General features: G+C 74.7%; 21 protein-coding genes and 1 riboswitch. Of the genes, 13 read left to right on the top strand and 8 right to left on the bottom strand.

The window, feature by feature from the left end:
- Nucleotides 1–111: 111 nt before the first annotated feature.
- The 3 genes from ACIRQY_RS09170 to ACIRQY_RS09180 are packed head-to-tail and all read left to right on the top strand — an operon-like array spanning nucleotide 112 to nucleotide 4,900.
- Nucleotides 112–1,128 (top strand): MoxR family ATPase, encoded by a 1,017-nt coding sequence (locus ACIRQY_RS09170; protein WP_351779348.1) that lies wholly within the window; start codon nucleotides 112–114, stop codon nucleotides 1,126–1,128.
- On the top strand, nucleotides 1,128–2,477 hold the full coding sequence (locus ACIRQY_RS09175) for a DUF58 domain-containing protein (protein ID WP_403923232.1): 1,350 nt from the start codon (nucleotides 1,128–1,130) through the stop codon (nucleotides 2,475–2,477). The genes ACIRQY_RS09170 and ACIRQY_RS09175 overlap by 1 nt, the downstream gene beginning before the upstream one ends.
- On the top strand, nucleotides 2,474–4,900 hold the full coding sequence (locus ACIRQY_RS09180; protein ID WP_403923234.1) for a DUF3488 and DUF4129 domain-containing transglutaminase family protein: 2,427 nt from the start codon (nucleotides 2,474–2,476) through the stop codon (nucleotides 4,898–4,900). The genes ACIRQY_RS09175 and ACIRQY_RS09180 overlap by 4 nt, the downstream gene beginning before the upstream one ends.
- A 394-nt stretch (nucleotides 4,901–5,294) precedes the next feature.
- Here the strand turns inward: ACIRQY_RS09180 and ACIRQY_RS09185 are convergent, their stop codons facing one another.
- The 3 genes from ACIRQY_RS09185 to ACIRQY_RS09195 form a co-directional block, all read right to left on the bottom strand.
- Entirely contained in the window at nucleotides 5,295–5,705 is a 411-nt protein-coding gene (locus ACIRQY_RS09185) for a DUF3040 domain-containing protein (RefSeq protein ID WP_351779357.1), read from the bottom strand.
- A 270-nt stretch (nucleotides 5,706–5,975) separates the two neighbouring features.
- Nucleotides 5,976–6,764, bottom strand: coding sequence for a methyltransferase (locus ACIRQY_RS09190; protein ID WP_351779360.1), 789 nt, complete (start codon nucleotides 6,762–6,764; stop codon nucleotides 5,976–5,978).
- Between the two features lie 68 nt (nucleotides 6,765–6,832).
- A complete protein-coding gene (locus ACIRQY_RS09195) occupies nucleotides 6,833–7,348 on the bottom strand; it encodes an SAV_6107 family HEPN domain-containing protein (RefSeq protein ID WP_403923236.1) in 516 nt (171 codons plus the stop codon).
- Nucleotides 7,349–7,523: 175 nt separating this feature from the next.
- Here ACIRQY_RS09195 and ACIRQY_RS09200 point away from each other — a divergent pair, with 175 nt between their 5' ends.
- The 5 genes from ACIRQY_RS09200 (at nucleotide 7,524) to ACIRQY_RS09220 (ending at nucleotide 13,621) form a co-directional block, all read left to right on the top strand.
- Nucleotides 7,524–8,477 (top strand): ATP-binding cassette domain-containing protein, encoded by a 954-nt coding sequence (locus tag ACIRQY_RS09200; protein ID WP_403923867.1) that lies wholly within the window; start codon nucleotides 7,524–7,526, stop codon nucleotides 8,475–8,477.
- Entirely contained in the window at nucleotides 8,449–10,536 is a 2,088-nt protein-coding gene (locus ACIRQY_RS09205; protein ID WP_403923238.1) for a YhgE/Pip family protein, read from the top strand. Before ACIRQY_RS09200 ends, ACIRQY_RS09205 begins: the two co-directional genes overlap by 29 nt.
- 43 nt (nucleotides 10,537–10,579) lie before the next feature.
- Nucleotides 10,580–11,191 (top strand): TetR/AcrR family transcriptional regulator, encoded by a 612-nt coding sequence (locus ACIRQY_RS09210; RefSeq protein WP_351779371.1) that lies wholly within the window; start codon nucleotides 10,580–10,582, stop codon nucleotides 11,189–11,191.
- A gap of 305 nt (nucleotides 11,192–11,496) precedes the next feature.
- Nucleotides 11,497–12,144, top strand: a complete 648-nt coding sequence (locus ACIRQY_RS09215) for a DUF4126 domain-containing protein (protein WP_351779373.1) — start codon at nucleotides 11,497–11,499, stop codon at nucleotides 12,142–12,144.
- A gap of 43 nt (nucleotides 12,145–12,187) precedes the next feature.
- Complete coding sequence (locus ACIRQY_RS09220; protein ID WP_403923241.1) at nucleotides 12,188–13,621, top strand: phytoene desaturase family protein; 1,434 nt, start codon at nucleotides 12,188–12,190, stop codon at nucleotides 13,619–13,621.
- 55 nt (nucleotides 13,622–13,676) lie between these two features.
- Here ACIRQY_RS09220 and ACIRQY_RS09225 read toward each other — a convergent pair whose 3' ends face one another.
- From ACIRQY_RS09225 to ACIRQY_RS09245, 5 genes are all read right to left on the bottom strand, one after another.
- Nucleotides 13,677–14,516 (bottom strand): hypothetical protein, encoded by an 840-nt coding sequence (locus tag ACIRQY_RS09225; protein WP_403923243.1) that lies wholly within the window; start codon nucleotides 14,514–14,516, stop codon nucleotides 13,677–13,679.
- Nucleotides 14,517–14,570: 54 nt separating this feature from the next.
- Nucleotides 14,571–15,488: a methylenetetrahydrofolate reductase [NAD(P)H] gene (gene metF / locus ACIRQY_RS09230; protein WP_403923245.1), complete on the bottom strand. Its 918-nt coding sequence runs from the start codon at nucleotides 15,486–15,488 to the stop codon at nucleotides 14,571–14,573.
- 184 nt (nucleotides 15,489–15,672) lie between these two features.
- Nucleotides 15,673–16,329, bottom strand: a complete 657-nt coding sequence (gene thiE / locus ACIRQY_RS09235; protein ID WP_351779385.1) for a thiamine phosphate synthase — start codon at nucleotides 16,327–16,329, stop codon at nucleotides 15,673–15,675.
- Between the two features lie 93 nt (nucleotides 16,330–16,422).
- Nucleotides 16,423–16,788 (bottom strand): Rv2175c family DNA-binding protein, encoded by a 366-nt coding sequence (locus ACIRQY_RS09240; protein WP_351779388.1) that lies wholly within the window; start codon nucleotides 16,786–16,788, stop codon nucleotides 16,423–16,425.
- A gap of 44 nt (nucleotides 16,789–16,832) precedes the next feature.
- Nucleotides 16,833–18,047, bottom strand: coding sequence for an NAD(P)/FAD-dependent oxidoreductase (locus ACIRQY_RS09245; RefSeq protein WP_403923247.1), 1,215 nt, complete (start codon nucleotides 18,045–18,047; stop codon nucleotides 16,833–16,835).
- A gap of 92 nt (nucleotides 18,048–18,139) precedes the next feature.
- Nucleotides 18,140–18,253, top strand: a riboswitch (TPP riboswitch).
- Here ACIRQY_RS09245 and thiO point away from each other — a divergent pair.
- The 5 genes from thiO (at nucleotide 18,251) to ACIRQY_RS09270 (ending at nucleotide 23,260) form a co-directional block, all read left to right on the top strand.
- A complete protein-coding gene (gene thiO / locus ACIRQY_RS09250) occupies nucleotides 18,251–19,414 on the top strand; it encodes a glycine oxidase ThiO (RefSeq protein WP_403923249.1) in 1,164 nt (387 codons plus the stop codon). (Overlaps the previous riboswitch by 3 nt.)
- Nucleotides 19,411–19,611, top strand: a complete 201-nt coding sequence (gene thiS, locus ACIRQY_RS09255; protein WP_403923251.1) for a sulfur carrier protein ThiS — start codon at nucleotides 19,411–19,413, stop codon at nucleotides 19,609–19,611. The genes thiO and thiS overlap by 4 nt, the downstream gene beginning before the upstream one ends.
- 5 nt (nucleotides 19,612–19,616) lie before the next feature.
- A complete protein-coding gene (locus tag ACIRQY_RS09260) occupies nucleotides 19,617–20,411 on the top strand; it encodes a thiazole synthase (RefSeq protein WP_351779399.1) in 795 nt (264 codons plus the stop codon).
- Nucleotides 20,412–20,498: 87 nt separating this feature from the next.
- Nucleotides 20,499–22,403 (top strand): Stk1 family PASTA domain-containing Ser/Thr kinase, encoded by a 1,905-nt coding sequence (gene pknB, locus ACIRQY_RS09265; RefSeq protein ID WP_403923253.1) that lies wholly within the window; start codon nucleotides 20,499–20,501, stop codon nucleotides 22,401–22,403.
- Between the two features lie 2 nt (nucleotides 22,404–22,405).
- On the top strand, nucleotides 22,406–23,260 hold the full coding sequence (locus ACIRQY_RS09270; protein WP_403923255.1) for a deoxyribonuclease IV: 855 nt from the start codon (nucleotides 22,406–22,408) through the stop codon (nucleotides 23,258–23,260).
- Nucleotides 23,261–23,377 lie beyond the last annotated feature (117 nt).

A 23,377-nucleotide genomic window follows, 5' to 3' on the forward strand; every position in this document is an offset into this window, starting at 1 on the left:
TCCACCCCCGAGTGACACGGCCCGGCCCCGCGAACAAGAATGCCCGTGGACACCCCCCGACGATTCCACGGGGGCAGGTGTCCCTGTTCCGGAAGGCCGAGGAGGGCCGGGGTGACGACCTATGACGATCGAGCGAGCCTCACTGATCTGACCACCACCGTCGAGCGTGTCCGCAGGTCGGTGGAGAGCGTGATCGAGGGCAAGCCCGAGGTCGTACGGCTTTCGCTGACCGTGCTGCTCGCCGAGGGGCACCTCCTCATCGAGGATGTCCCCGGCGTCGGCAAGACCATGCTCGCCAAGACCCTGGCCCGGTCCATCGACTGTTCCGTGCGCCGCATCCAGTTCACCCCCGACCTGCTGCCGTCCGACGTCACCGGTGTGTCGATCTTCGACCAGCAGCAGCGGGACTTCGAGTTCAAGCCGGGCGCGATCTTCGCGCAGATCGTGATCGGCGACGAGATCAACCGCGCCTCGCCGAAGACCCAGTCGGCGCTCCTGGAGTCCATGGAGGAGCGCCAGGTCACCGTCGACGGCCAGACCTACGAGCTGCCCAGCCCGTTCATGGTGGTCGCCACGCAGAACCCGGTCGAGATGGAGGGCACCTACCCGCTGCCCGAGGCCCAGCGCGACCGCTTCATGGCCCGGGTCTCCATGGGCTACCCCAGCGCCGAGGCCGAGCTGCGGATGCTCGACGTGCACGGCTCGGCGTCCCCGCTGGACGACCTCCAGCCGGTGGCCCACGCCCACGACGTCCTGAAGCTGGTGGAGGCGGTGCGCGCGGTGCACGTCGCCGACGCCGTGCGCCGGTACGCGGTGGAGCTCGTCGCCGCCACCCGCACCCACCCCGACCTGCGGCTCGGCGCCTCCCCCCGGGCCACCCTGCATCTGCTGCGGGCCGCCAAGGCCTCGGCCGCGCTCAGCGGCCGGGAGTACGTGCTGCCCGACGACCTCCAGGCACTCGCCGCGCCCGTCCTCGCCCACCGGCTGCTGCCGACGGCACAGGCCCAGCTCAACCGGCGGACCGCCGAGCAGGTCGTCCAGGACGTCCTCCAGCGCACCCCCGTCCCGGCCGCGGCCCCGCCCACCGGACCGCTCCACGGCCAGCAGTCCGGCGCCCGGCGGCTGTGATGGAAGCCGCCGCCGCACCGGACGGACAGCGGGGCGGGGAGGACGACCGGGGCGGTCTGCGGACCGCCCTCGGCGGTCTCACCACCCGCGGCCGCTCCTTCCTCGCCGCCGGGGTGGCCGCCGCCGTCTGCGCGTACGTCCTCGGCCAGGCCGATCTGCTCCGCGTCGGACTGCTGCTCGCCGCGCTGCCGCTGCTCTGCGTCCTCGTGCTGCACCGCACCCGCTACCGGGTCGCGACCTCCCGCAGGCTCACCCCGCAGCGGGTGGAGGCGGCCACCGAGGCCCGGGTGCAGCTGCGGATGGAGAACGTGTCCAAGCTGCCCACCGGGCTCCTGATGCTCCAGGACCACGTGCCGTACACGCTCGGGCCCCGGCCCCGTTTCGTCCTGGACCGGGTCGAGGCGGGCGGGCGGCGCGAGGTGTCCTACCGGGTCCGCTCCGACCTGCGCGGCCGCTTCCCGCTCGGGCCGCTCCAGCTGCGGCTGGGCGACCCCTTCGGGATGTGCGAGCTGACCCGCTCCTTCCACGCGCACGACACCCTCACGGTCGTGCCCAGGACCGAACCCCTGCCGCCGGTGCAGCTCACCGGGGAGGCCTCGGGCCACGGCGACGGGCAGCAGCGCGCCCTCGCCCTCTCGGGCGACGACGACATCATCCCGCGCGCCTACCGCCACGGGGACGACCTGCGCCGGGTCCACTGGCGCTCCACCGCCCGCTACGGCGAGCTGATGGTCCGGCGCGAGGAGCAGCCGCAGCGGGCCCGCTGCACGGTCCTCCTCGACACCCGGGGGATCGCCTACCAGGGCTCGGGGCCCGACTCGGCCTTCGAGTGGGCGGTCTCCGGGGCCGCGTCCTCGCTGGTGCACATGCTGGAGCGCGGCTACGCCGTCCGGCTGGTCACCGACACCGGCAGCTGCGTGCCCGGCGAGGGGTCCGAGGGCTTCGCCGCGGCCCAGGACGCGGCCGAGTCGGCCGGACTCCTGATGGACACCCTCGCGGTCGTCGACCACTCCGAGGGCGCCGGTCTGTCCCGTGCCTCGGACGCGCTGCGCGGCGGTGGTGAGGGCCTGCTGCTGGCCTTCCTCGGCGACCTCGACGAGGAGCAGGCCGCGCTCACCGCGCGGATGCGGGGCCGGACCGGCGCGGCCGTCGCGTTCGTCCTGGACTCCGGGTCCTGGCTGACCGGCGGCGCCGTCACCGGGGCCGTCGAGGAGCGGCTGCGGCTGCTCCGGGAGGCGGGCTGGACGGCGCTCGCCGTACCGCCCGGGGCCCGGCTCCCCGAGCTGTGGCGGACGGCCGCCGGGATGCGCGCCGAGTCCGCCGCCGACACCTACGGAGGATGGGCATGAGCGGGCGCACCCGGCTGACCCTGGCCGCCTGGGCCGCCACCCTGATGGGCGCGGGGGCCCTGCTGCCGCTGGTGAGACCGGCGACCTGGATCTTCACCGCGGCCTTCGTCCTCGCCCTGGTGAGCGGGGCGGGCGCGGTGGCCCGGCGGATACCGCTGGCCCGGCCGCTGACCCTGCTCGCCCAGCTGGCCGTGGCCCTGCTCGCGCTGACCGCGCTCTTCGCCGGGGAGCGGGCGGTGCTGCTGTTCCTGCCCGGCCCGGAGGCCCTCGCGCACGCCGCCGGGCTGTTCCGGTCGGGCGCCGCGGACGTCGGGCACTACGCGGTGCCCGCCCCGGACACCGAGGGCATCCGGCTGATGCTGGTCTGCGGGGTCGTCGCGATCGGCCTCCTGGTGGACGGCCTCGCCGTCACCTTCCGCCGGGCCGCCCCGGCCGGTCTGCCGCTGCTCGCCCTGTACTCGGTCGCCGCCGGGCTCTCCGGCGGCGGCGCGGGCTGGCTCTGGTTCCTCCTCGCGGCCTCCGGTTATCTGCTGCTGCTCCTCGCCGAGAGCCGCGACCGGCTCGCGGCGTGGGGGCGGGTCTTCGGCGGCGCGCCGCGCCCGGCGCGCTCCGGGTCCGCCGCGACGGCCGGCGGTACGACCGCGTCCCCGGCCCGTACCGGCCGCCGGATCGGCGCGGTGGCCATGGGCGTGGCGCTGGTCGTGCCGCTGGGCCTGCCCGGCTTCAGCGGCGGTCTGTTCGGCGAGGGCGGCGGCGAGGGGGGCGGGGGTGGCGGCGGGGGCGGCACGATCTCGGCCGTGAACCCGCTGGTCTCCCTCCAGAACAACCTGCGCCAGCCGGAGGACCGGGAGGTCCTGCGCTACCGGACCAACGCCCTCGACCCCTCCGGCCTGTACCTGCGGCTGGTGGCCCTCGACCAGTTCGACGGCACCTCCTGGAAGTCCTCGGTCCGCCCCATCGAGGACGTGCCGAAGCGGCTGCCCCGGCCGCAGGGGCTCGACCGGTCCGTCACGACCACCGAGGTGACCACCAACTTCGTCGCCTCCGACGGGTACGAGCAGAAGTGGCTGCCGATGCCGTACCCGGCGTCCCGGGTCGACGTCGACGGCCGCTGGCGGTACGAGCCGACCGGCAGGACGCTCGTCGGCGACGACGGGCAGACCACCCGGGGCACCCGCTACCAGGTCGTCAGCCTGGACGTGCGGCCGACGGCCACGCAGTTGGCGACGGCCCCGCCCGTACCGGAGAAGCTGCGCCGCGAGTACACCCAGGTACCGCCGTCGCTGCCGGAGGACGTACGGACGGCCGCCCTGGAGGTGACCAGGGGCGCCCGGGGCAACTACGAGCGGGCCGTGCGGCTCCAGGACTGGTTCGCCAAGGACGGCGGCTTCCGCTACGACGTCGAGGTCGAGTCGGGCACCGGTGTGCAGGCGATCTCCCGCTTCCTGAAGGACAAGGAGGGCTTCTGCGTCCACTTCTCCTTCTCGATGGCGGCGATGGCCCGGACGCTGGGCATTCCGGCACGGGTGGCCGTGGGCTTCATGCCGGGGACCCCGCAGAGCGACGGCTCGGTCTCGGTCGGCATCCGTGACGCGCACGCCTGGCCCGAGCTGTACTTCGAGGGGGCCGGGTGGACCCGGTTCGAGCCGACGCCCTCGCGGGGCTCGGTCCCCTCGTACACCCGGCCCGACACGCCGTCCGGTACGGCCACCGGGCCCGCGCGGCCCCAGCAGAGCGCCTCGGCCCAGCCGTCCGCCGGGCCGAGCGCCTCGGAGTCCTGCACGGCGCAGATGCGCAGGCAGGGCGACTGCGGTCCGGAGGCGGCGGCGGCCGGGGCGTCCTCGGGCGGCTCGGGACCGGATCTGTGGACGGTGCTCCTGTGGGGGCTGGGGGTGCTCGTGGTGCTCTCCCTGCCCTTCGGGCCGCTGCTCTGGCGCGGCCGGGTGCGGGCCCGGCGGCTCGGTCCGGCGGGGGCGCGGAGCCCGGCGGGGACGGCCGCCCGGACGCTCGCGGTCTGGCAGGAGGTGGTGGACACCGCCTGGGACCACGGGATCGAGCCCGACGAGTCGAGGACGCCGAGGAACACGGCGGACCGGATCGTCCGGCTGGGCGAACTGGACGAGGAGTCGGCGCGGGCCGTGCACCGGATCGCGGGCGCCGTGGAGGAGGTCCTGTACGCGCCCCGTCCGGCGGCCCGCCCGGGTCTCGCGGAGGAGGCCGTCCGGGTCAGGGCGGGCTTCCGCGCCTCGGCGGACCGCCGTACGCGGCTCCGCGTGCTGCTCGCGCCCCGTTCGGCGGCGCGGCTGCGCTGGTCGGCGGCGGCCCGGTGGGCGTCCGTGACGGACGGCTGGTCGCTGCGGTGGCACACCGCGGCCGGGCGGGTGGCCTCGTCCTTCCGCCGCCCGCCCCGCGAGACGGGCTGAGCGGGCGCCCGGAAGGGGCTGCGGAGCGGAAGTGGGGGGGGGCGCGGTACGGGCCCCCGCCCACTGGCGTCGGGAGGCCGTCGGGGGCTGCCCGGGGTCCGGGGGGCCTCGGGTCGGGGCCTCCAAGCCCCCGGAGCCTTGGGGTTCCGGGCCTCCGGGCGCGGGGGCTCCCCCGGTTCCGGGCCTCCGGGCGCGGGGCCTCCCCCGGTTCCGGGCCCCGGGGGCACCCCGTAGCCCGGTTCCGGGCCCCGGGGGCACCCCGTACCGGATCGTCGAGGGCCCTTTCGCCGGGGCGCGCGGCTGAGCCCCGTGGGCGCGCGCTCGGCGCGGTGTCCACGGGGCTCAGCCGTAAGAAATCGTTCGGAGGGATGCGGGGCCACCGCTCACGGGGCGGTCAGTGGCCGCCGCCCTGCTGTTCGTCGCGGCGGCGCTGCCACCGCTCCTCGATGCGGTTCATCATGGAGCGTCGCTGCCGGGTACGGCGGCCACCGGCCGCCGTTCCTCCACCATGGGGCTGCTGCTGCTCACCCGGCTTGGGCGCCTTGCGCCATCCGGTGACCGCCAGGACCGCGCAGCCCAGCATGACGAGGAATCCCACCACGCTGATCCAGATCTGCTGTGCGACCATTCCGGCCATGAGGAGCGCGATACCCACCAGGAAGCCGGCGACTGCCTGGTAGACCCGTCGCCGGGTGTACGTACGCAGTCCGCTTCCCTCGAGCGCTGTCGCGAACTTGGGATCTTCGGCGTACAGCGCTCGCTCCATCTGCTCGAGCATTCGCTGCTCGTGCTCCGAGAGCGGCACGGAGTCCTCCTAGTCGTCGGTCGCGGGGGCGACCGGTTTGCGGCCCTTTCAGGATAGGCAGGGAATCGCCCCCGTGAAACCCGCCCTCAATGCCGAATAGCCAATCCGGGCCGCCATGCGGATCGGTTGCTGAGGCGTTGATTCCCCAGCCCCTTCCCCGTCATGCCGGATGCTGTCCCCCGATCATACGGGGCGGAGCCCCTGACCGGGCATGCTGTGGCGTACTGCATCGGCGGCGCGGCCCGCACCGCCGAACGGGTGAGGTCCTGTTCAGGCCCTCTTCTCGCCCAGCAGGTGCAGCTGGGTGGCGATGGCGTGGAAGGACGGCAGCTCGGCGGCGGCCGCCTCCAGCTTGAGCAGGGCCTCCGCCGCACCGGACTCGGTGTCGACGAGGGCGCCGGGGACGAGGTCGGCGAAGACCCGGACCCCGTGCACCGCGCCGACCGCGAGTCCGGCCCCGTCGGCCAGCTCGGTGAGCTGCTCGGCGGTGAAGCGGCGGGGCACCGGGTCGCCGGGGCCCCAGCGGCCCGCCGGGTCGCCCAGGGCGTGGCGGGCCTCGGTGAAGTGTCCGGCGAGGGCGCGGGCGAGGACCGCGCCGCCGAGACCGGCCGCGAGCAGGCTGAGGCTGCCGCCGGGGCGGAGCGCGGCGGTCGCGTTGCGCACGCCTTCGGCGGGGTCCTCGACGTACTCCAGGACGCCGTGGCAGAGCACGGTGTCGTAGCCCTCGCGTCCGACCACGTCAAACAGGCCGCTGATGTCTCCCTGGACGCCGGTGACGAGGTCGGCGACCCCGGCCTCGGCGGCGCGGCGCTCCAGCGCGAACAGCGCGTTGGGGCTGGGGTCGACGACGGTGACCCGGTGGCCGAGGCGGGCGACCGGCACCGCGAAGTTGCCGGAGCCGCCGCCCGTGTCGAGGACGTCGAGACCGGCTTTCCCGGTGGCCTCGACCCGGCGGTCGAGGGCGTCCTTGAGGACGTCCCAGACGACGGCGGTGCGCAGGGAGGCGCGCGACGGGCGCGAGGTCGCCTCTCGACCGAAGACAGGGGAAGGGTCCGGCACGGCTGTTGACTCCTCGGTGACGGGTACGGACGCTCCCCCACCCTATGGCCTGGGCCCCGTCTTCCGGATCATCCTCCGGCCCGCCCGGTCCCTCCCGCGCCGGGCGGGCCCGGGTGCAGGGCGAGCAGCCGCTCGACGAGACGGAGGAAGAAGGCGGCGTCCCTGAGCAGGTCGTCGGCCTCGCGCCGGGTCGCCGCGCTCGGGATGCCCGCCTCGGCGCGGGCCCTGCGGTCGGCTCCGGCGGCGAAGAGTCCGCCCCACTCGGCCAGCTCGGGCGCCAGCTCGGCGAGGAGTTCCCAGGCGCTCCGTATCCGCTGCCGTCGGCGGCCGGTCTCGGGCCTGGCGCGGGCGGCGAGGACGGCGGCGGCGGCCCGGAGGGCGGCGAGGTGCGCGACGGCGTACCTCTCGTGGGGGCGGTCGAGGGTGGCGGCCTCGGCGAGTCCGGACCTGGCCTTGGCGAGGAGGTCGAGGGCGGCGGGCGGGGCGGTGGCGCGGCGCGTGACGGGGTGGATGTCGGAGGCGGGTCCGGACTGTGCGGGGACGGATCGGCGGCGGGGCGCGGCTGCTGCGGAAGGGCTTGCCATGACGAGTCCTCCTGTCGTCGCGTGACGGTCCTGTGGCCGTATGTGTTCATCGTGCACCGCCCCACTGACAATCCGCGCCGAGCTGGGGCTTTGCCTGAACTCCCCGCCCCGGGGTAGCTTTTGAACTGACCAGTCAGTTCAAAAGGGGAATCGGGGGGTGGGGCTCGTGGAATCCGTGCGAACGGAGGCCGGGGAGCGGCCGCACGGCGCCGCCGTCGTCGCGGACGGCTTCGGACTGGAGGGCCCGCGCGGCTGGGCGTTCCGGAAGGTCTCCTTCCGGGCCGAGCCGGGCGCGCTCGTGGCGATCGAGGGCCCCTCGGGCTCGGGCCGCACCTGTCTGCTGCTCGCGCTCACCGGCCGGATGAAGGCCACGGAGGGCGCCGCCGAGGTCGGCGGTCTGCCGCTGCCCCGGAAGATGGCCGCCGTGCGCCGGATCAGCGCCCTCGGCCAGGTCCCCGGCGTCAGTGAGCTCGACCCGGCCTTCACCGTCGCCGAGCACCTGCGCGAGCGGGCCCTGCTCCAGCGCCGGTTCGACGGCTCCGTCCGGACCCTGCTGCGCCGCCCCGCCGAGCGGGCCGCGGCCTCCCGGGCCCTGATCGACGAGGCCGTGACCGCAGCGGGACTCGACCTGACGGCCCTGCCGAAGGGCGAGCGGACCTCCGTACGGGATCTGGAGCGGCTGGAGGCGCTGCGACTGTCCCTCGCGCTGGCCCTGATCGGCCGGCCCCGGCTGCTCGCCGTCGACGACACCGACCTGAAGCTCTCGGACGCCGACCGGGTGCGGGTCTGGGAGCTGCTGCGTTCCGTGGCCGCGTCCGGCACCACGGTCCTCGCGGTCTGCAGCGAGTCCCCCGAGGGCGTCCTGCGCATCACGACGCTCGACGGGGAGGCCGGGCCGGAGCCGGAGCCGGAGGAGCCCGCCGGGACGGCGGAGACGCCCGCGAAGGACCTCGCGGAGACCGGGAAGACCGGGGAGGCCCGCGCGGAGACCGGAGAGGCCGGGGAGGCCCGCGCGGAGACCGGAGAGGCCGGGGAGGCCCGCGCGGAGACCGAAGGCCCCCGGAACGACACCGAAGACACGACCGAGGAGGGGGCGGCCGATGCGCTCGCCGAAACTGGCCGCGCTTGAGCTGAAGCGCTTCGGCAGGGGAAAGCTGCCGCGCGCCGCGCTCGTCGCGATCCTGCTGCTGCCGCTGCTGTACGGAGCCCTGTACCTGTACTCGTTCTGGGACCCGTACAGCAGGCTCGACAAGCTCCCCGTCGCCCTCGTCAACGAGGACCGGGGCGCCACCACCGACGGCAAGCGCGTCAGCGCCGGTGACGACATCACCGAGGGGCTCCTGAAGAGCAACACCTTCGAGTGGCACCGGGTGAGCGACGCCGAGGCCCGCGAGGGCGTCGAGAACGGCACGTACTACCTGTCCCTGACCATGCCCGGCGACTTCAGCTCCCGCATCGCCTCCAGCTCCGGCGACTCGCCCGAGACCGGCGCCCTGCGGGTGCGCACCAACGACGCCAACAACTACATCGTCGGCCAGATCTCCCGGACGGTCTTCTCCGAGGTGCGCACCGCCGCCTCGACGAAGTCCTCCCGCACCTTCCTCGACAAGATCTTCATCTCCTTCTCCGACATCCACGACGCCACCGCGAAGGCGGCCAAGGGCGCCGACGACCTCAAGCAGGGCGTGGACAAGGCGAAGAAGGGCTCCAAGGACCTCGCGGACGGCCTCAAGGACGCCAAGACCGGCAGCGGTGACCTCGCGGCGGGCCTGACCAGGCTCGACAAGGGCGCGAAGGACCTCCAGAGCGGCTCCCGCAAGGTCGCGGACGGCACCCAGGCCCTCGCCGACAAGGTGAACGGCACCGCCGACAAGGTCCGCCCCTACCTCGCGGACAACGGCCGGTCGATCCGGGACACCGCCCGGCTCGTCTCCGACTCCGCGACCGCCGTCCGGCACAACCTCGACGACCTGGTGAAGCGCGCCCCCGCGGTCCGCGGCGCCGCCCACAAGGCCGACGAGGGCCTGACCGCGCTGCACCGGGAGCTGTGTGTGGACGCCCCCGAGCCCGACGCCCGGGTCTGCGGCCCCCTGAAGGAGGCCACGGTCACCGCGAACGACGTCGCGACCATCGCCGACGACGTCCACGCGCTGACCAAGGGCGGCGGGGACGACCTGAAGACCCTGGACGCCCGGCTCGTCACGCTCAAGAAGCAGGCCGACGAACTGGCCGCCCGCGCCCCGCACCTCGACGAGGACGTGGCGGGCGCCATCCGGAAGATCAACGAGCTGAACACGGGCGCGAGGAAGGTCGCGGCGGGCGCGGCGAAGCTGCACACCGGCGTCAGCGACGCCCACACGGGCTCGGTGAACCTCGACAGCGGCGTCGGCAAGCTGAAGAAGGGCGCGGGCGACCTCGACGGCGGTCTGTTCCAGCTCGCCGACGGCTCGGGCGAGCTGGCCGGCGGGCTGCGCGACGGCGTCGACCGGATCCCGGACTACGACCAGCAGGACCGCGACCGGCGCACCGAGGTCATGGCCGACCCGGTGAAGCTGGCCGCCCAGTCGCTGCACAAGGCGCCGAACTACGGCACCGGCTTCGCCCCGTACTTCATCCCGCTCTCCCTCTGGGTCGGCGCGATGGTCGCGTACATGATCATCCAGCCGTTGAACCGGCGCGCGCTCGCCGCGGGCGGCTCCGCCTGGCGGATCGCCCTCGCGGGCTGGCTCCCGGTGGCGGCGATCGGCGTCCTCCAGGTCGCCGCGCTCATGTCGGTGCTGCACTGGGGCCTCGGCCTCCAGATGGTGCGGGCCGCCGGAACCGTCGGCTTCCTCGCCCTGGTCACCTGCTGCTTCTCCGCGATCATCCAATGGCTCAACGCCCGCTTCGGCGCGGCGGGCCGCATCCTGGTCCTCGCCGTCCTGATGCTCCAGCTGACCTCGGCGGGCGGCACCTACCCCGTACAGACCAGCCCGGCGTTCTTCAACGCCATCCACCCCTTCCTGCCGATGAGCTACGTGGTCGAGGCACTGCGCAGACTGATCACGGGCGGGGAGATCGGACCCGTCTGGCAGGCCTGCGCGGTCCTGACCGCGTTCACCGTCGGCGCGCTGGCGCTGACCGCCCTCTCGGCCCGCAAGCGGCAGGTGTGGACGCTCGACCGGCTCCACCCGGAGCTGAGCCTGTGAGACGCGGCCGGTGCCACCCGCCACACCTGTGAGAATCGAGCCCATGGACAGCAGCAGCACCCGACGCCAGGCCACGCGCGCCAAGCTCTACGAAGCGGCGGTCACCCTCATCGCGGAGCAGGGCTTCTCCGCGACGACCGTCGACGAGATCGCCGAACGGGCGGGCGTGGCCAAGGGCACGGTCTACTACAACTTCAAGAGCAAGACCGAGCTCTTCGAGGAGCTGCTGCGCCACGGGGTGTCGCTGCTCACCGCCTCCCTGCGGACGGCCGCCGAGGAGACGGCCGCGCGCGGCGGCAGCCGGGTGGACGCCCTGGACGCCATGATCCGGGCGGGACTCGTCTTCATCGACCGCTACCCGGCCTTCACCCAGCTGTACGTGGCCGAGCTGTGGCGCACCAACCGCGCCTGGAACTCCACGCTCCTGGTGGTCCGCCAGGAGGCGGTCGCGGTGATCGAGGGGGTGCTGCGGGAGGGGGTGGCGGCCGGGGAGCTGAGCGACGGGATCGACGTCCCGCTGACGGCGGCGGCGCTGGTCGGCATGGTGCTGGTGGCGGCCCTGGACTGGCAGGCCTTCCAGAGCGAACGCTCCCTGGACGACGTGCACGCGGCCCTCTCCCGGCTGCTGCACGGCCGGGTGAGCGGCGGCCACTGAACCACCACGGGCCGCTGATCCCACGGGAGCCGGTGGCTCCCCATCCGGGCCGACGGGTCCCACATCGGCCGGTGCGGCGGCCTCCGAACGGCCGGTGCGGCGCGGCTCGATCCCCCCGAGCCCCGCCGCACCTCCCCCGTGACGGCAGACGCACGACCCCGTTCCGCAGCCCCGTGCCGGCGGTGCCGGAGCCGCGCCCCTTCCGTGGGCTCCACTCTCTCCCCCGCACCCGCCCGGCCCCATCCGCGCACCTACTCATCTCCTCCTCTGGGTACGGATACTCAGAGCTGGTTACGATCGCCCGCATGTCGGTACTTCCCCTGGTCTTCACCAGTGGCTGGGCGAGCGGGATCAACGCGTACGCGGTGGTTCTGCTGTTCGGCCTGTTCGGCGCGACCGGGCTCACCGACGAGGTGCCCGAGGCCCTGCAGCGGACCGATGTCCTCGTCGTCGCCGGGGTGCTGTTCCTGTGCGAGGCGGTGGCGGACAAGATCCCGTACGTCGACTCGGTGTGGGACGCCGTCCACACGGTGGTCCGGCCGGTCTCGGGGGCCGTCGTCGGGGCGCTGCTCGCCGGGCAGAGCGGGTCGCTGCCGGAGCTGGCGGCGGGCGCGGTCGGCGGTTCGACGGCCCTGCTGAGCCATGTCGTCAAGGCGGGGACGCGGATGGCGGTCAACAGCTCGCCCGAGCCGTTCTCCAATGTGGCGCTGAGCCTGGCGGAGGACCTGGGGGTGGCGGGGATCGTCACCTTCGCGCTCTTCCATCCGGTGGCGGCGGCGGTCGTCGCGGGGACGCTGCTCGTCCTGGGCCTGGTGATACTGGTCTTCCTCGCCCGGCGCATCCGGCGTTTCCTGCGCCGCAGGGCGCAGCACCGGGAGGAGCGGAGGCTCGCCCACGCGGAGGCCAGGGCCCGGGAACGGCCGCCGTCCGGGGACGGCTCCGAGCACTTCTGACCGGCCCGGGGGTCCCCGGGGCGGGCCGGATAGGCTCGCCGTCATGGCACGGATTGTGGTGATCGGCGCGGGACTCGGCGCCATGGCGGCGGCGGCCCGGCTGGCCGTGGCGGGCCACCGGGTGACGGTGTACGAGCGGACCGGGACGTACGGCGGGGCGGTCGGCCGCCACGAGCGGGACGGGTTCGCGTTCGACACGGGGCCGGGGCTGCTGCATCTGCCCGCCGTCTACCGGGACCTGTTCGTGAAGACGGGCAAGAAGTCGCTGGAGGAGTGCGTCACCCTGACGCAGGTCGATCCGGCGAGCCGTCATGTCTTCGCCGACGGCACCCGGGTGGACCTGCCGAACGCCTCCCGCGCCGGGACGGTCGCCGCCCTGGACGCGGCGCTCGGCACGGGCGCGGGCGACCGCTGGGGTGCATTCCTGGTGCGGGCCAGGGAGGCCTGGGACGCCACCCGCCGCCCCCTCCTGGAGGAACCGAGGCCGAAGGACCCGGGGCCGCCGCCGGCCGACCCGTACCCGGCCCTGAAGACGGGTCTGCTGCGCCGTCCGACGACGACGCTCGCCCGGATCGGGGAGCGGGAGCTGCGCGATCCGAGGCTCGCGGCCCTGCTCGACGGCTACGCGTGGAGCTACGGCTTCGATCCGGCCACCGCCCCGGCGTCCGCCGCCGTCCTGCCCTACATGGAGCAGAGCTTCGGCAGCTGGTACGTGGCCGGGGGGCTGCGGGCCCTCGCGGACGCGGTGTACGAGCGGTGCCGCGAGCGGCGGGTGGAGTTCGTCTTCGGCGCGCCCGTGACGGACGTCCTAGAGGAGGACGGCCGGGCGGTGGGCGTCCGGCTGGCCGACGGCACGACGACGGCGGCCGACCACGTCGTCTCGGGGGCGCCGGTGCCGTCGCTCTACCGCGACCACGTCGTCGACTGGACCGACGGCGACGAGGTTCCGCACCACCAGGCCAACGGAACGGGCCGGGTGACGGTCTGTCTGGCGCTGCGCGGGCCCCGGGAGGCGGGGGCGGCGCACCGCACGGTGGTGCACGCGGCCGAGGGGCGGCCGACGGTGACGGTGCTGCGGCCGGACGACCCGGCGCTGCGGCCGGACGCGGAGCACGAGTCGGTGACGGTCACGGCGACCGTCCGGCTGCTTCCCGGGCGGGACTGGGAGGCGTTCGCCGACGAGCTGGCCGGGGCGGCCGGGCGGGCGGTCCCGGGGCTCGCGGAGCGGCTGCTGTGGCGGCATGTGCGCACCCCGGAGGACGTACGGCGGGACACCGGTGCGGCGGAGGTGCCGGGGCCGGCGCTCGCGGGGGCCCGGGGGCTGCTGATGCCCGCGGACAACCGTTCCCCGCTGCCGGGCCTCTGGTTCGCGGGCGGCTGGTCGCACCCGGGCGGCGGGCTGGCCCACGCGGGCATGTCGGGGGCGCTGGTGGCCGGACTGATCGTGGAGGGCGCGGACTTCCGCGGCTCGCAGTGAGACGGCCGGGGTGCCGGGGCCGGTGGGTCCGCGACCCCCGGTCTCCGGCCCGCGCTCAGTACCGGTAGTGCTGCTGGTCGTCCGGGTGCGGCTCGTGGCCGTACCCCCCCGGGGTCTGCGGCTGGGGCGGCTGGTCGGTGTCACGCTGCTGCGGGACCCAGACGCCGCCGGGCGGGGTGTCGTAGGTGTACGAGGGGGCGTACGGGTCACCGTAGTAGCCGCCGTACTGCTGGGTGTCCGCGCCCTGGCCGATGTACGGGTCGGAGTAGGCGGCGTACTGCTGCTGTCCGGTGGTGTCGTAGCCGTAGGCGGGCTGCCGCTGTTCGTGGCCGGGCTGCTGCTCGTAGCCCGGCAGGTAGGGGTCGTGGCCCGGTGTCCCGTACCCGGTGGGGTGTCCGGTGTCCTGGGCGGACGCGTCGGGGGCGGGGGTCCGGTCGTGGCCGTAGACCCCGTACTGGCCGGTCTCGTCGGGCAGCGGCAGGGGCTCGTAGACGGCGGTCGTCTCGGCGGCGGCCGGTTCGGGGGCGCCTTCGGGGCCGTCGTACGGGGTGGCCCCGGCGTCGTAGGCGACCTCGGTGACCTCCAGGGTCGGGCCGCCGCGCGAGGCACCGCCCGCCCGGCGGCGGCGGCTCGCGCCGGGGCTGCCGCCGATGGCCCAGCCGGTGGAGAAGCCCCGGCGGAAGGAGAGCGTCACATACGTCTGGCCGACCGCGAAGGCGACGGCTCCGGCGACGATGACCGGCACCGAGGGCAGCAGCACCCCGAGGACCACGCCGAGGAAGCCGCAGAAGGCGAGCACGCGCCAGCGGAGCCGCGCCTTGTACTGGAGGAGCACCTCCCCCAGCAGCCAGAGCGCGACCACTCCGAACGCGATGTAGAGGACCGTCCACCCCATGCCCCGCCGCCCCTCTCCACGGTCACCGCCGCGGTTCGGGGCGGGTACGACCGGTCACGACTGCTGGTGCAGTCCGAGATTCTCGTAGATCTCGAGCGTCGCGGTGGAGCTGTTCAGCGTGATGAAGTGCAGTCCGGGGACGCCCTCGGAGAGCAGCCGCGCGCAGAACTCCGTCGCGAACTCGATACCGATGGAGCGTACAGCGGCGGGATCGTCCTTGACGGCGAGGATCCGCTCTTTCACGTCCGGGGGAAAGAGCGCGTTGCTCAACTGGGGCAGCCGGTCGAGGGTCTTCACGTTCACCACGGGCATGACCTCGGGGATGACCGGGGTCTCGCAGCCCGCCTTGGCGACGCGGTCGCGCAGCCGCAGGTAGTTCTCCGGGTCGAAGAACATCTGGGTGATCGCGTAGTCCGCGCCCGCGCGGCACTTGGCCACGAAGTGCCGGACGTCGGTGTCCCAGTCGGTGGACCTGGGGTGCATCTCGGGGAAGGCGGCGACGCCAACGCAGAAGTCTCCCGACTCCTTGATCAGCCGTACCAGGTCGGCCGCGTAGCGGACGCCCTCGGGGTGCTCGACCCACTCGCCCAGCGGGTCGCCCGGCGGGTCGCCGCGGACGGCGAGCATGTTCCGGATGCCCGCGTCGGCGTACTGGCCGAGGATGTTGCGCAGCTCGGCGACCGAGTGGTCGACGGCGGTGAGGTGCGCGACCGGGGTCAGCGTGGTGTCGGAGGCGATCTTCTGGGTGGCCTTCACGGTGCCGCCTCGGGTGGAGCCCCCGGCGCCGTAGGTCACGGAGACGAAGCTGGGCCCGACCGCCTCGACGCGCCGCATCGCGTTCCAGAGCACCTGCTCGCCCTTCTCGGTCCGGGGTGCGTAGAACTCGAAGGAGTACGACGTGCCGCCGGAGGCGAGGATGTCCCGGACCGTGCGGGCACGGTCCGAGCGGACGGAAGCGGTACCAAGGGCCATAACGGCAGGTTAGACGGGGCACGGCGAGCCGCGTACCGGGCGTCCGGTGGATGGACATGTTTTCGGACAGACGGACGGATCGGGGCGTGTCCGGACTCGGGCCGGATGTCCGCCCGGATGTCCGCCCGGGGGCGGGAACGGGTCCGGGGGCGGGGACCCGGGGTCCAGGGGCGGAGACGGGTGTCTAGCCCTGCCGGGCGCGCTCCCGGACCCGGGCGGCGAGGGACGCGGTCGCGGCGGCGGGGTCGTCCGCCTCGGTGATCGCGCGGACGACGACGATCCGGCGGGCGCCCGCGTCCAGGACCTCGTCGAGGGTGGTCCCGTCGATGCCGCCGATGGCGAACCAGGGCCGGTCCCGGGCCAGCTCCGCCGCGTACCGCACGAGGCCGAGGCCCGGCGCGTACCGCCCCGGTTTGGTGGGGGTGGGCCAGCAGGGTCCGGTGCAGAAGTAGTCGACGCCCGGTGCGGCGGCCGCGGCGGCGACCTCGTCCTCGGCGTGGCAGGAGCGGCCGATCAGGACCCGGTCGCCGAGGATCGCGCGGGCGGCGGGCACGGGCAGGTCGCCCTGGCCCAGGTGGAGCACGTCGGAGCCGATGGCGTGGGCGACATCGGCCCGGTCGTTCACCGCGAGGAGCTTGCCGTGGCGGCGGACCGCGTCGGCGAACACGGCGAGGTGTTCCAGTTCCTCGGCCGCCTCCATGCCCTTGTCGCGGAGCTGGACGACGTCGACGCCGGAGGAGAGCACCGCGTCGAGGAAGGCGGGCAGGTCGCCCTGGCGCTTCCGGGCGTCGGTGCACAGGTAGAGCCGGGCGTCGGCGAGCTGCTCACGAGGCGTGGGCACGGTTGGGTTCCCCCGTCGGTGGCGCGGGGCGCGGCGGCCGGTCCCGGGCGGGGCCGGACGCCGCGACACGCGGGTGGTGTCTTCGGTGCCGGGTCAGAGGGCGAGCGCCTGGGCGCGGCGCTTCACCTCCGTGCCGCGATTCTCGCCGAGGGCCTGCGCGGGCGTGCCCGGCAGGCTCTCGTCCGGAGTGAAGAGCCACTCCAGCATCTCCTCGTCGCTGAAACCGTCGTCGCGCAGCAGCGTGAGGGTGCCGACGAGGCCCTTGACGATCCGGTCCTCCTGGAGGAAGGCGGCGGGGATCTGCAGGGCGTTGTTCTCTCCCCGGCGGACGGCGATGAGCTGGCCTTCCTTGATCAGCTGCCGCACGCGGGTCACGTCGATGTCGAGCATCTCCGCGATGTCGGGCACGTAGAGCCAGGCGGGGACGAGCGCATCGATCTTTACGTCAATCTGGGTCACGGGGACAAGCCTGCCATCCCGGACCGACAGCCGGTAGTCGGGCCCTACCCGACGGCCGCCTTCAGGGGGACGGAGGGGTCCGCCGCGCGGACCGGGTCGACCGGGGTGCCGGTCTCGATGAGCCTGCGGCCCTGGGCCAGGTCGCGGGGGCGGCCGACGGCCAGCAGGGCGACGGGGACCCCGGCGCGCAGCCAGAGCACGGACCAGGCGTCGTCGGCGGGGTCGCCGCGCCGGACGAGCGCGTCCGCGCGGGCGTGGTGGCCGGCGTACTGGACGAAGCGGCCGAACTGCTCGGACCAGAAGTACGGGACGGGGTCGTACGGCCCCCGGTCGGTCCCGGTGATGGCCGAGGCGACGGTGCGCGGGCCCTGGAGGGCGTTGTCCCAGTGGTGGACGAGGAGCCGTTCGCCGTAGCGGGCGGAGGGGAAGGAGGCGCAGTCGCCGACCGCGTACACATCGGGCAGGGAGGTGCGCAGCCGGTCGTCGGCGGTGACGGCGCCGCTCGGGTCGAGGGCGATGCCGGAGCCGGTGAGCCAGTCGGTGGCGGGGCGGGCTCCGATGCCGACGACAACGGCCTCGGCGGGGAGTTCGCGGCCGTCGGCGAGGACGACCCGGCCGGGTGCGACGGTGGCCACGCGGGCGTGGGTGAGGAGTTCGGCGCCGCTCGCCCCGTACCACTCGGCCATGGGGGCGGCGATCTCGGCGGGCAGGATCCCGGCGAGGGGGAGGTCCGCGGCCTCGACGACGGTGACGGGACATCCGGCCGCGCGGGCGGCGGTGGCGAACTCGGCGCCGATCCAGCCCGCGCCGACGACCACGACGGCGCTGCGGCGGGCCAGGACGGGGCCGAGGCGGACGGCGTCGTCGAGGGTGCGGAGCAGATGGACCCCGGGGACGCCCTCGGTGCCGGGCAGGGTGAGGGGGTGGGCGCCAGTGGCGAGGACGAGGACGTCGTAGCCGACGGGTCCCTCCTCGGTGTCGATCTCGTGGGCGTCGGCGCGCAGTCCGGTGACGCCCAGGCCGAGGCGGAGGGTGACGCCGAGGTCGTCGAAGTCGATGTCGAAGGCGGAGTCCTCGGCCTCGCCGAGGAGGACGGCCTTGGAGAGCGGGGGCCGGTCGTAGGGCTGGTGGGGTTCGCCGCCGATGAGGGTGACGGGGCCGGTGAAGCCCTGTTCGCGCAGGGCGACGGCGGTCTGGACGCCCGCCATCCCGGCGCCGACGATCACGACGTGCTGCTGGTCCCGCTTCTGCTCGCTCACCCGGCCACCCTACGCACCTGATGGACCGTCAGGAAGTCGGGGTGGGGCGGGGTCCTGCGGCCGCCCGGCGGCGCGGGCTAGTCTGGCGGGCGTAAAGCACTCGCGGGAGCCCGGACGCACCGGGCTGAGAGGGAGGCTGGGACGGCCTCCGACCGTACGAACCTGATCCGGGTCATGCCGGCGAAGGGAGGGGCTGGACGCCCATGCGTTCTTCCGATGTCCTCGTGGTCGGGGGCGGCATCATCGGCCTGGTCACGGCCTGGCGGGCCGCGCGGCGCGGACTGCGCGCCGCCGTGGTCGACCCGGATCCCGGCGGCGGAGCGGCCCGGGTCGCCGCCGGGATGCTCGCCGCCGTCACCGAACTCCACTACGGCGAGGAGACCCTCCTCGGGCTCAACCTCGCCTCCGCCGCGCGCTACCCCGCCTTCGTCGCCGAGCTGGAGGAGGCCACCGGCCACGACGTCGGCCACCGCGCCTGCGGCACCCTCGCCGTCGCCCTCGACGCCGACGACCGGGCCCATCTGCGCGAGCTGCACGCCCTCCAGACGCGCTGCGGGCTCGCCTCCGAATGGCTCAGCGGGCGCGAGTGCCGCCGTCTGGAACCGATGCTCGCGCCCGGGGTGCGCGGCGGGCTGCGGGTGGACGGCGACCACCAGGTCGACCCGCGACGGCTCGCCGCCGCCCTCCTCGTCGCCTGCGAACGCGCCGGGGTGGTCTTCCACCGCGCCCTCGCCCACGGTCTGACGGTCACCGCCGACCGGGCGCGCGGCGCCGGGCTCGCCGACGGCGGGCACCTCGCCGCCGACCAGGTCGTGCTCGCGGCGGGCAGTCTGAGCGGGCGCCTCGCGGGCGTGCCCGAGGAGGTCCTCCCGCCGGTGCGCCCGGTCAAGGGCCAGGTCCTGCGGCTGCGGATACCGGCCGCGTACGCCCCCTTCCTGTCCCGGACGGTCCGTGCCATGGTCCGGGGCAGCCATGTCTACCTGGTGCCCCGTGCCAACGGCGAGCTGGTCGTCGGCGCCACCAGCGAGGAACTCGGCTGGGACACCACGGTGACCGCGGGCGGGGTGTACGAGCTGCTGCGCGACGCCCACGAACTGGTCCCCGGCATCACCGAGCTGCCGCTCACCGAGACCCTGGCGGGGCTCCGCCCCTGCTCTCCCGACAACGCGCCCCTGCTGGGCCCCACCGCGCTGCCCGGCCTGCACCTGGCCACCGGCCACCACCGCAACGGGGTGCTGCTGACCCCCGTGACCGGCGACGTGATGGCCGAGGTCCTCACCACCGGCGTCCTCCCCGAGGAGGCGCGCCCCTTCTCCCCCCGCCGCTTCGCCCCCGCCCCTCCCGTACGCCAGGAGCAGCCCGCATGATCGTGTCCGTGAACGGGGAGGCGCGCGAGCTGCCCGGCCCGCTCTCCCTCGACGCCCTCGTCGCCACCCTGACCACGGCCCGCTCCGGGGTCGCCGCGGCCCTCAACGAGACGGTCGTGCCGCGCGGCGAGTGGGCCACGACCCCGCTCGGCGAGGGCGACCGGGTGGAGGTCCTCACCGCGGTCCAGGGGGGCTGAGCGCGATGTCCGACGACGTGTTCGTCCTCGGGGGCGCGGAGTTCTCCTCCCGGCTGGTCATGGGTACCGGCGGGGCCCCCAGCCTCGACGTCCTGGAGCGCTCCCTGACCGCCTCGGGCACCGAGCTGACCACCGTCGCCATGCGGCGGCTCGACCCGACCGTGCGGGGCTCGGTCCTCTCCGTCCTGGAGCGGCTCGGCATCCGGGTGCTGCCCAACACGGCGGGCTGTTTCACCGCGGGCGAGGCGGTCCTGACCGCCCGGCTCGCCCGGGAGGCGCTGGGCACCGACTGGGTGAAGCTGGAGGTCGTCGCCGACGAGCGGACCCTGCTGCCGGACGGGGAGGAGCTCCTCGCCGCGGCCGAGACCCTCGTCGACGACGGGTTCACCGTGCTCCCGTACACCAACGACGACCCGGTCCTCGCCCGGAAGCTGGAGGACGTGGGCTGTGCGGCGATCATGCCGCTGGGCTCCCCCATCGGCTCCGGACTCGGCATCCGCAACCCGCACAACTTCGAGCTGATCGTGGAGCGGGCCGGGGTGCCGGTGATCCTCGACGCGGGCGCGGGCACCGCGTCGGACGCGACGCTCGCGATGGAGCTGGGGTGCGCGGCGGTGATGCTGGCCTCGGCGGTGACCCGGGCGCAGGAGCCGGTCCTGATGGCGTCGGCGATGCGGCACGCGGTCGAGGCGGGCCGGCTGGCCCGCCGGGCGGGCCGCATCCCGCGCCGCCACTTCGCGGAGGCGTCCTCCCCGGTGACGGGCCGGGCCGACCTGGACCCGGAGCGCCCGGCCTTCTGAGCGCCCCGGCGGGACGCTCGTCACAGCTGTGCCCCGGTACCTCGCGGCCGGGCGGGCGCCGGGCCCGCGGCTCGTAGACTCGACGCCGTGGACACGACCCTTCAGGACCCCCTCGTCGGGCGGCTGCTCGACGGCCGCTACCGCGTCGACGCGCGCATCGCCGTCGGCGGGATGGCCACGGTCTACCGGGCCGTCGACACCCGTCTCGACCGCGTCCTCGCGCTCAAGGTGATGCATCCGGCCCTCGCGGTCGACGCCGAGTTCGTCGGGCGGTTCATCCGGGAGGCGAAGTCCGTCGCCCGGCTCTCCCACCCGAACGTGGTCGGCGTCTTCGACCAGGGCGCCGAGGGCGCGTACGTCTACCTGGCGATGGAGTACGTCGAGGGCTGCACCCTGCGGGACGTGCTGCGCGAGCGCGGGGCCCTGGCGCCCCGGGCCGCCCTGGACATCCTGGAGCCGGTCCTCGCCGCGCTCGGCGCCGCGCACCGGGCCGGGTTCGTGCACCGGGACATGAAGCCCGAGAACGTCCTGATAGGGGACGACGGGCGGGTCAAGGTCGCAGACTTCGGCCTGGTCAGGGCGGTGGGCTCGGCGACCGCCACCACCGGTTCGGTCCTCGGCACGGTCTCCTACCTGGCGCCGGAGCAGATCGAGCACGGCGCCGCCGACACCCGCGCCGACGTGTACGCCTGCGGTGTCGTCCTGTACGAGATGCTGACCGGCGGCAAACCCCACGCGGGCGACACCCCCGCCCAGGTGCTCTACCAGCACCTGCACACCGACGTGCCCGCGCCCTCCCGGACCGTCCCCGGGCTCGCCCCCGGACTGGACGGACTGACCGCCGCCGCGACCGCCCGCGACCCCGAAGCCCGCCCGTACGACGCCGTCGCCCTGCTCGCCCTGGCGCGGGAGGCCCGTGCCCGGCTGACCGACGAGGAGCTGGACGCGGAGCCGCCGCGCTCCCGGTCCGGGGACCGCGGCGGCTCCGAGGACCGGACGAGTGTGATCGCCCGCGCCGTGGAGGACCCGGCCGACGGGCCGCCGGTGGCGCGCACCGGCCGGATGCCGGTCCCGGAGCCGCCGCCCGCGACCGCCCGCCGCCGTCCCCCGAACGGCCCGCTGCTCCTGGTCGTCGGCGTCCTGCTCGCCCTCGGTCTGGGCGTCGGCGTCTGGTACATCAATTCCGGCCAGTTCACCCGCGTCCCCGCCGTCCTCGGCCAGACCGAGACCGCCGCGACCGAGCGGATCACGGGCGCGGGCCTGGAGGTCGGCTCGACCGCCCGCGCCTTCAGCGACGTGTACGAGCGCGGCACCGTCATGGCGGTCGACCCGGCCCCCGGCGAACGCCTGCGGAACAACGGCAGGGTCACCCTCACCCTGTCCAGGGGCCCGCAGATCGTGAAGGTGCCCCTTCTGAAGAACCAGCCGCTCGCCGAGGCCAGGCGCGCCCTGGAGCGGGAGGGCCTGGCGGTCGGAGTGATCACCCGGGCCTTCAGCGAGACCGTCGCCCAGGGCTCCGTGATCGGCTCCGACCCCGAGCCCGGCACCGGGCGGGCACCCGACTCGGCCGTCGCCCTGGTGGTCAGCAAGGGCGCGCCGATCGATGTGCCCGACGTCACCGGGGAGACCGTCGCCGACGCCACGGCCGGACTCCAGGAGGCCGGGCTCACCGTCCAGGTCGCCCCGGAGCGGATCCACTCCCCCGAGGACCCGGGCGCGGTCGCCGCCCAGTCCCTCGCCGAGGGCAGCAGGGCCGCCGGGGGCGACACGATCGTCCTGACCCTCTCCAAGGGCCCCCGGTCCGTGGAGGTCCCGGACGTGACCGGCGAGACCGCCGACGACGCGCGGGCCGCCCTGGAGGACGCGGGCTTCGAGGTCGAGGTGAAGAAGACCTTCCCCTACCTGGGCGACACCGTCTCGGGACAGTCCGTCGAGGGCGGCTCGACCGCGCCCGAGGGCTCCACCGTCACCCTCACGATCAAGGGACTGTAGGAATGCCGCGCAACCCCGTCGGTGGTCATGTCCCGGTGGCCGGTGGTCTCGCCACCGTCGGTCTCGGCTACGCCCGTGAGCTGGGCGCCGAGGCCGTGCAGGTCTTCGTCGCCAATCCGCGCGGCTGGGCCACCCCGCCCGGCGACCCGGCGCAGGGCGAGCGGTTCAGGGCCGGGTGCGAGGAGGAGTCGCTCTCGGCCTGGGTGCACGCCCCCTATCTGATCAACTTCGGCTCCCACACCGAGGCGACCGCCGAGAAGTCGGTGGAGTCGATGCGGCACTCGCTGCGCCGGGGCCGGGAGATCGGCGCGCGGGGCGTGGTGGTGCACACCGGTTCGGCGACCGGGGGCCGCCCGCGCGCGGTGGCGCTCGCGCAGGTGCGGGAGCTGCTGCTGCCGCTGCTCGACGAGCTGACGCACGAGGACGACCCGGATCTGCTGCTCGAATCGACGGCGGGCCAGGGCTCCTCGCTCTGCTCGCGCGCGGAGGACTTCGGGCCGTACTTCGACGCGCTCGACCACCATCCGAAGCTCGGCATCTGCCTGGACACCTGCCATGTCTTCGCCGCCGGACACGACCTGACCGGCCCGCACGGGGCCGCGCGGACGCTGGACCAGCTGGTGGCGACCGTGGGCGAGGGACGGCTGCGGCTGATCCACGCCAACGACTCGCAGGACGTGGTGGGCGCCCGGAAGGACCGGCACGCCAACATCGGCGCGGGCCACATCGGGCAGGACGGCTTCCGGAACCTCCTGCGGCACCCGGCGACCGACGGTGTGCCGCTGATCATCGAGACGCCCGGCGGCAAGGCGGGGCACCTGGCGGACGTGGAGCTCCTCAAGAAGCTCAGGGACTGACGTCCCGGCCCGTCCCGTCCCGTCCCGTCGAGGAGTACCCCAGGGGGTCATACGGTTCCTGACGAGGGCAGGAACCGCTGCCCGAGCCCCGGGGGCACCGACACGTGGATGATCGGC

The sequence above is a fragment of the Streptomyces sp. NPDC101490 genome (genome assembly GCF_044767145.1).
In the GTDB taxonomy this organism is placed as follows: Bacteria; Actinomycetota; Actinomycetes; order Streptomycetales; family Streptomycetaceae; genus Streptomyces.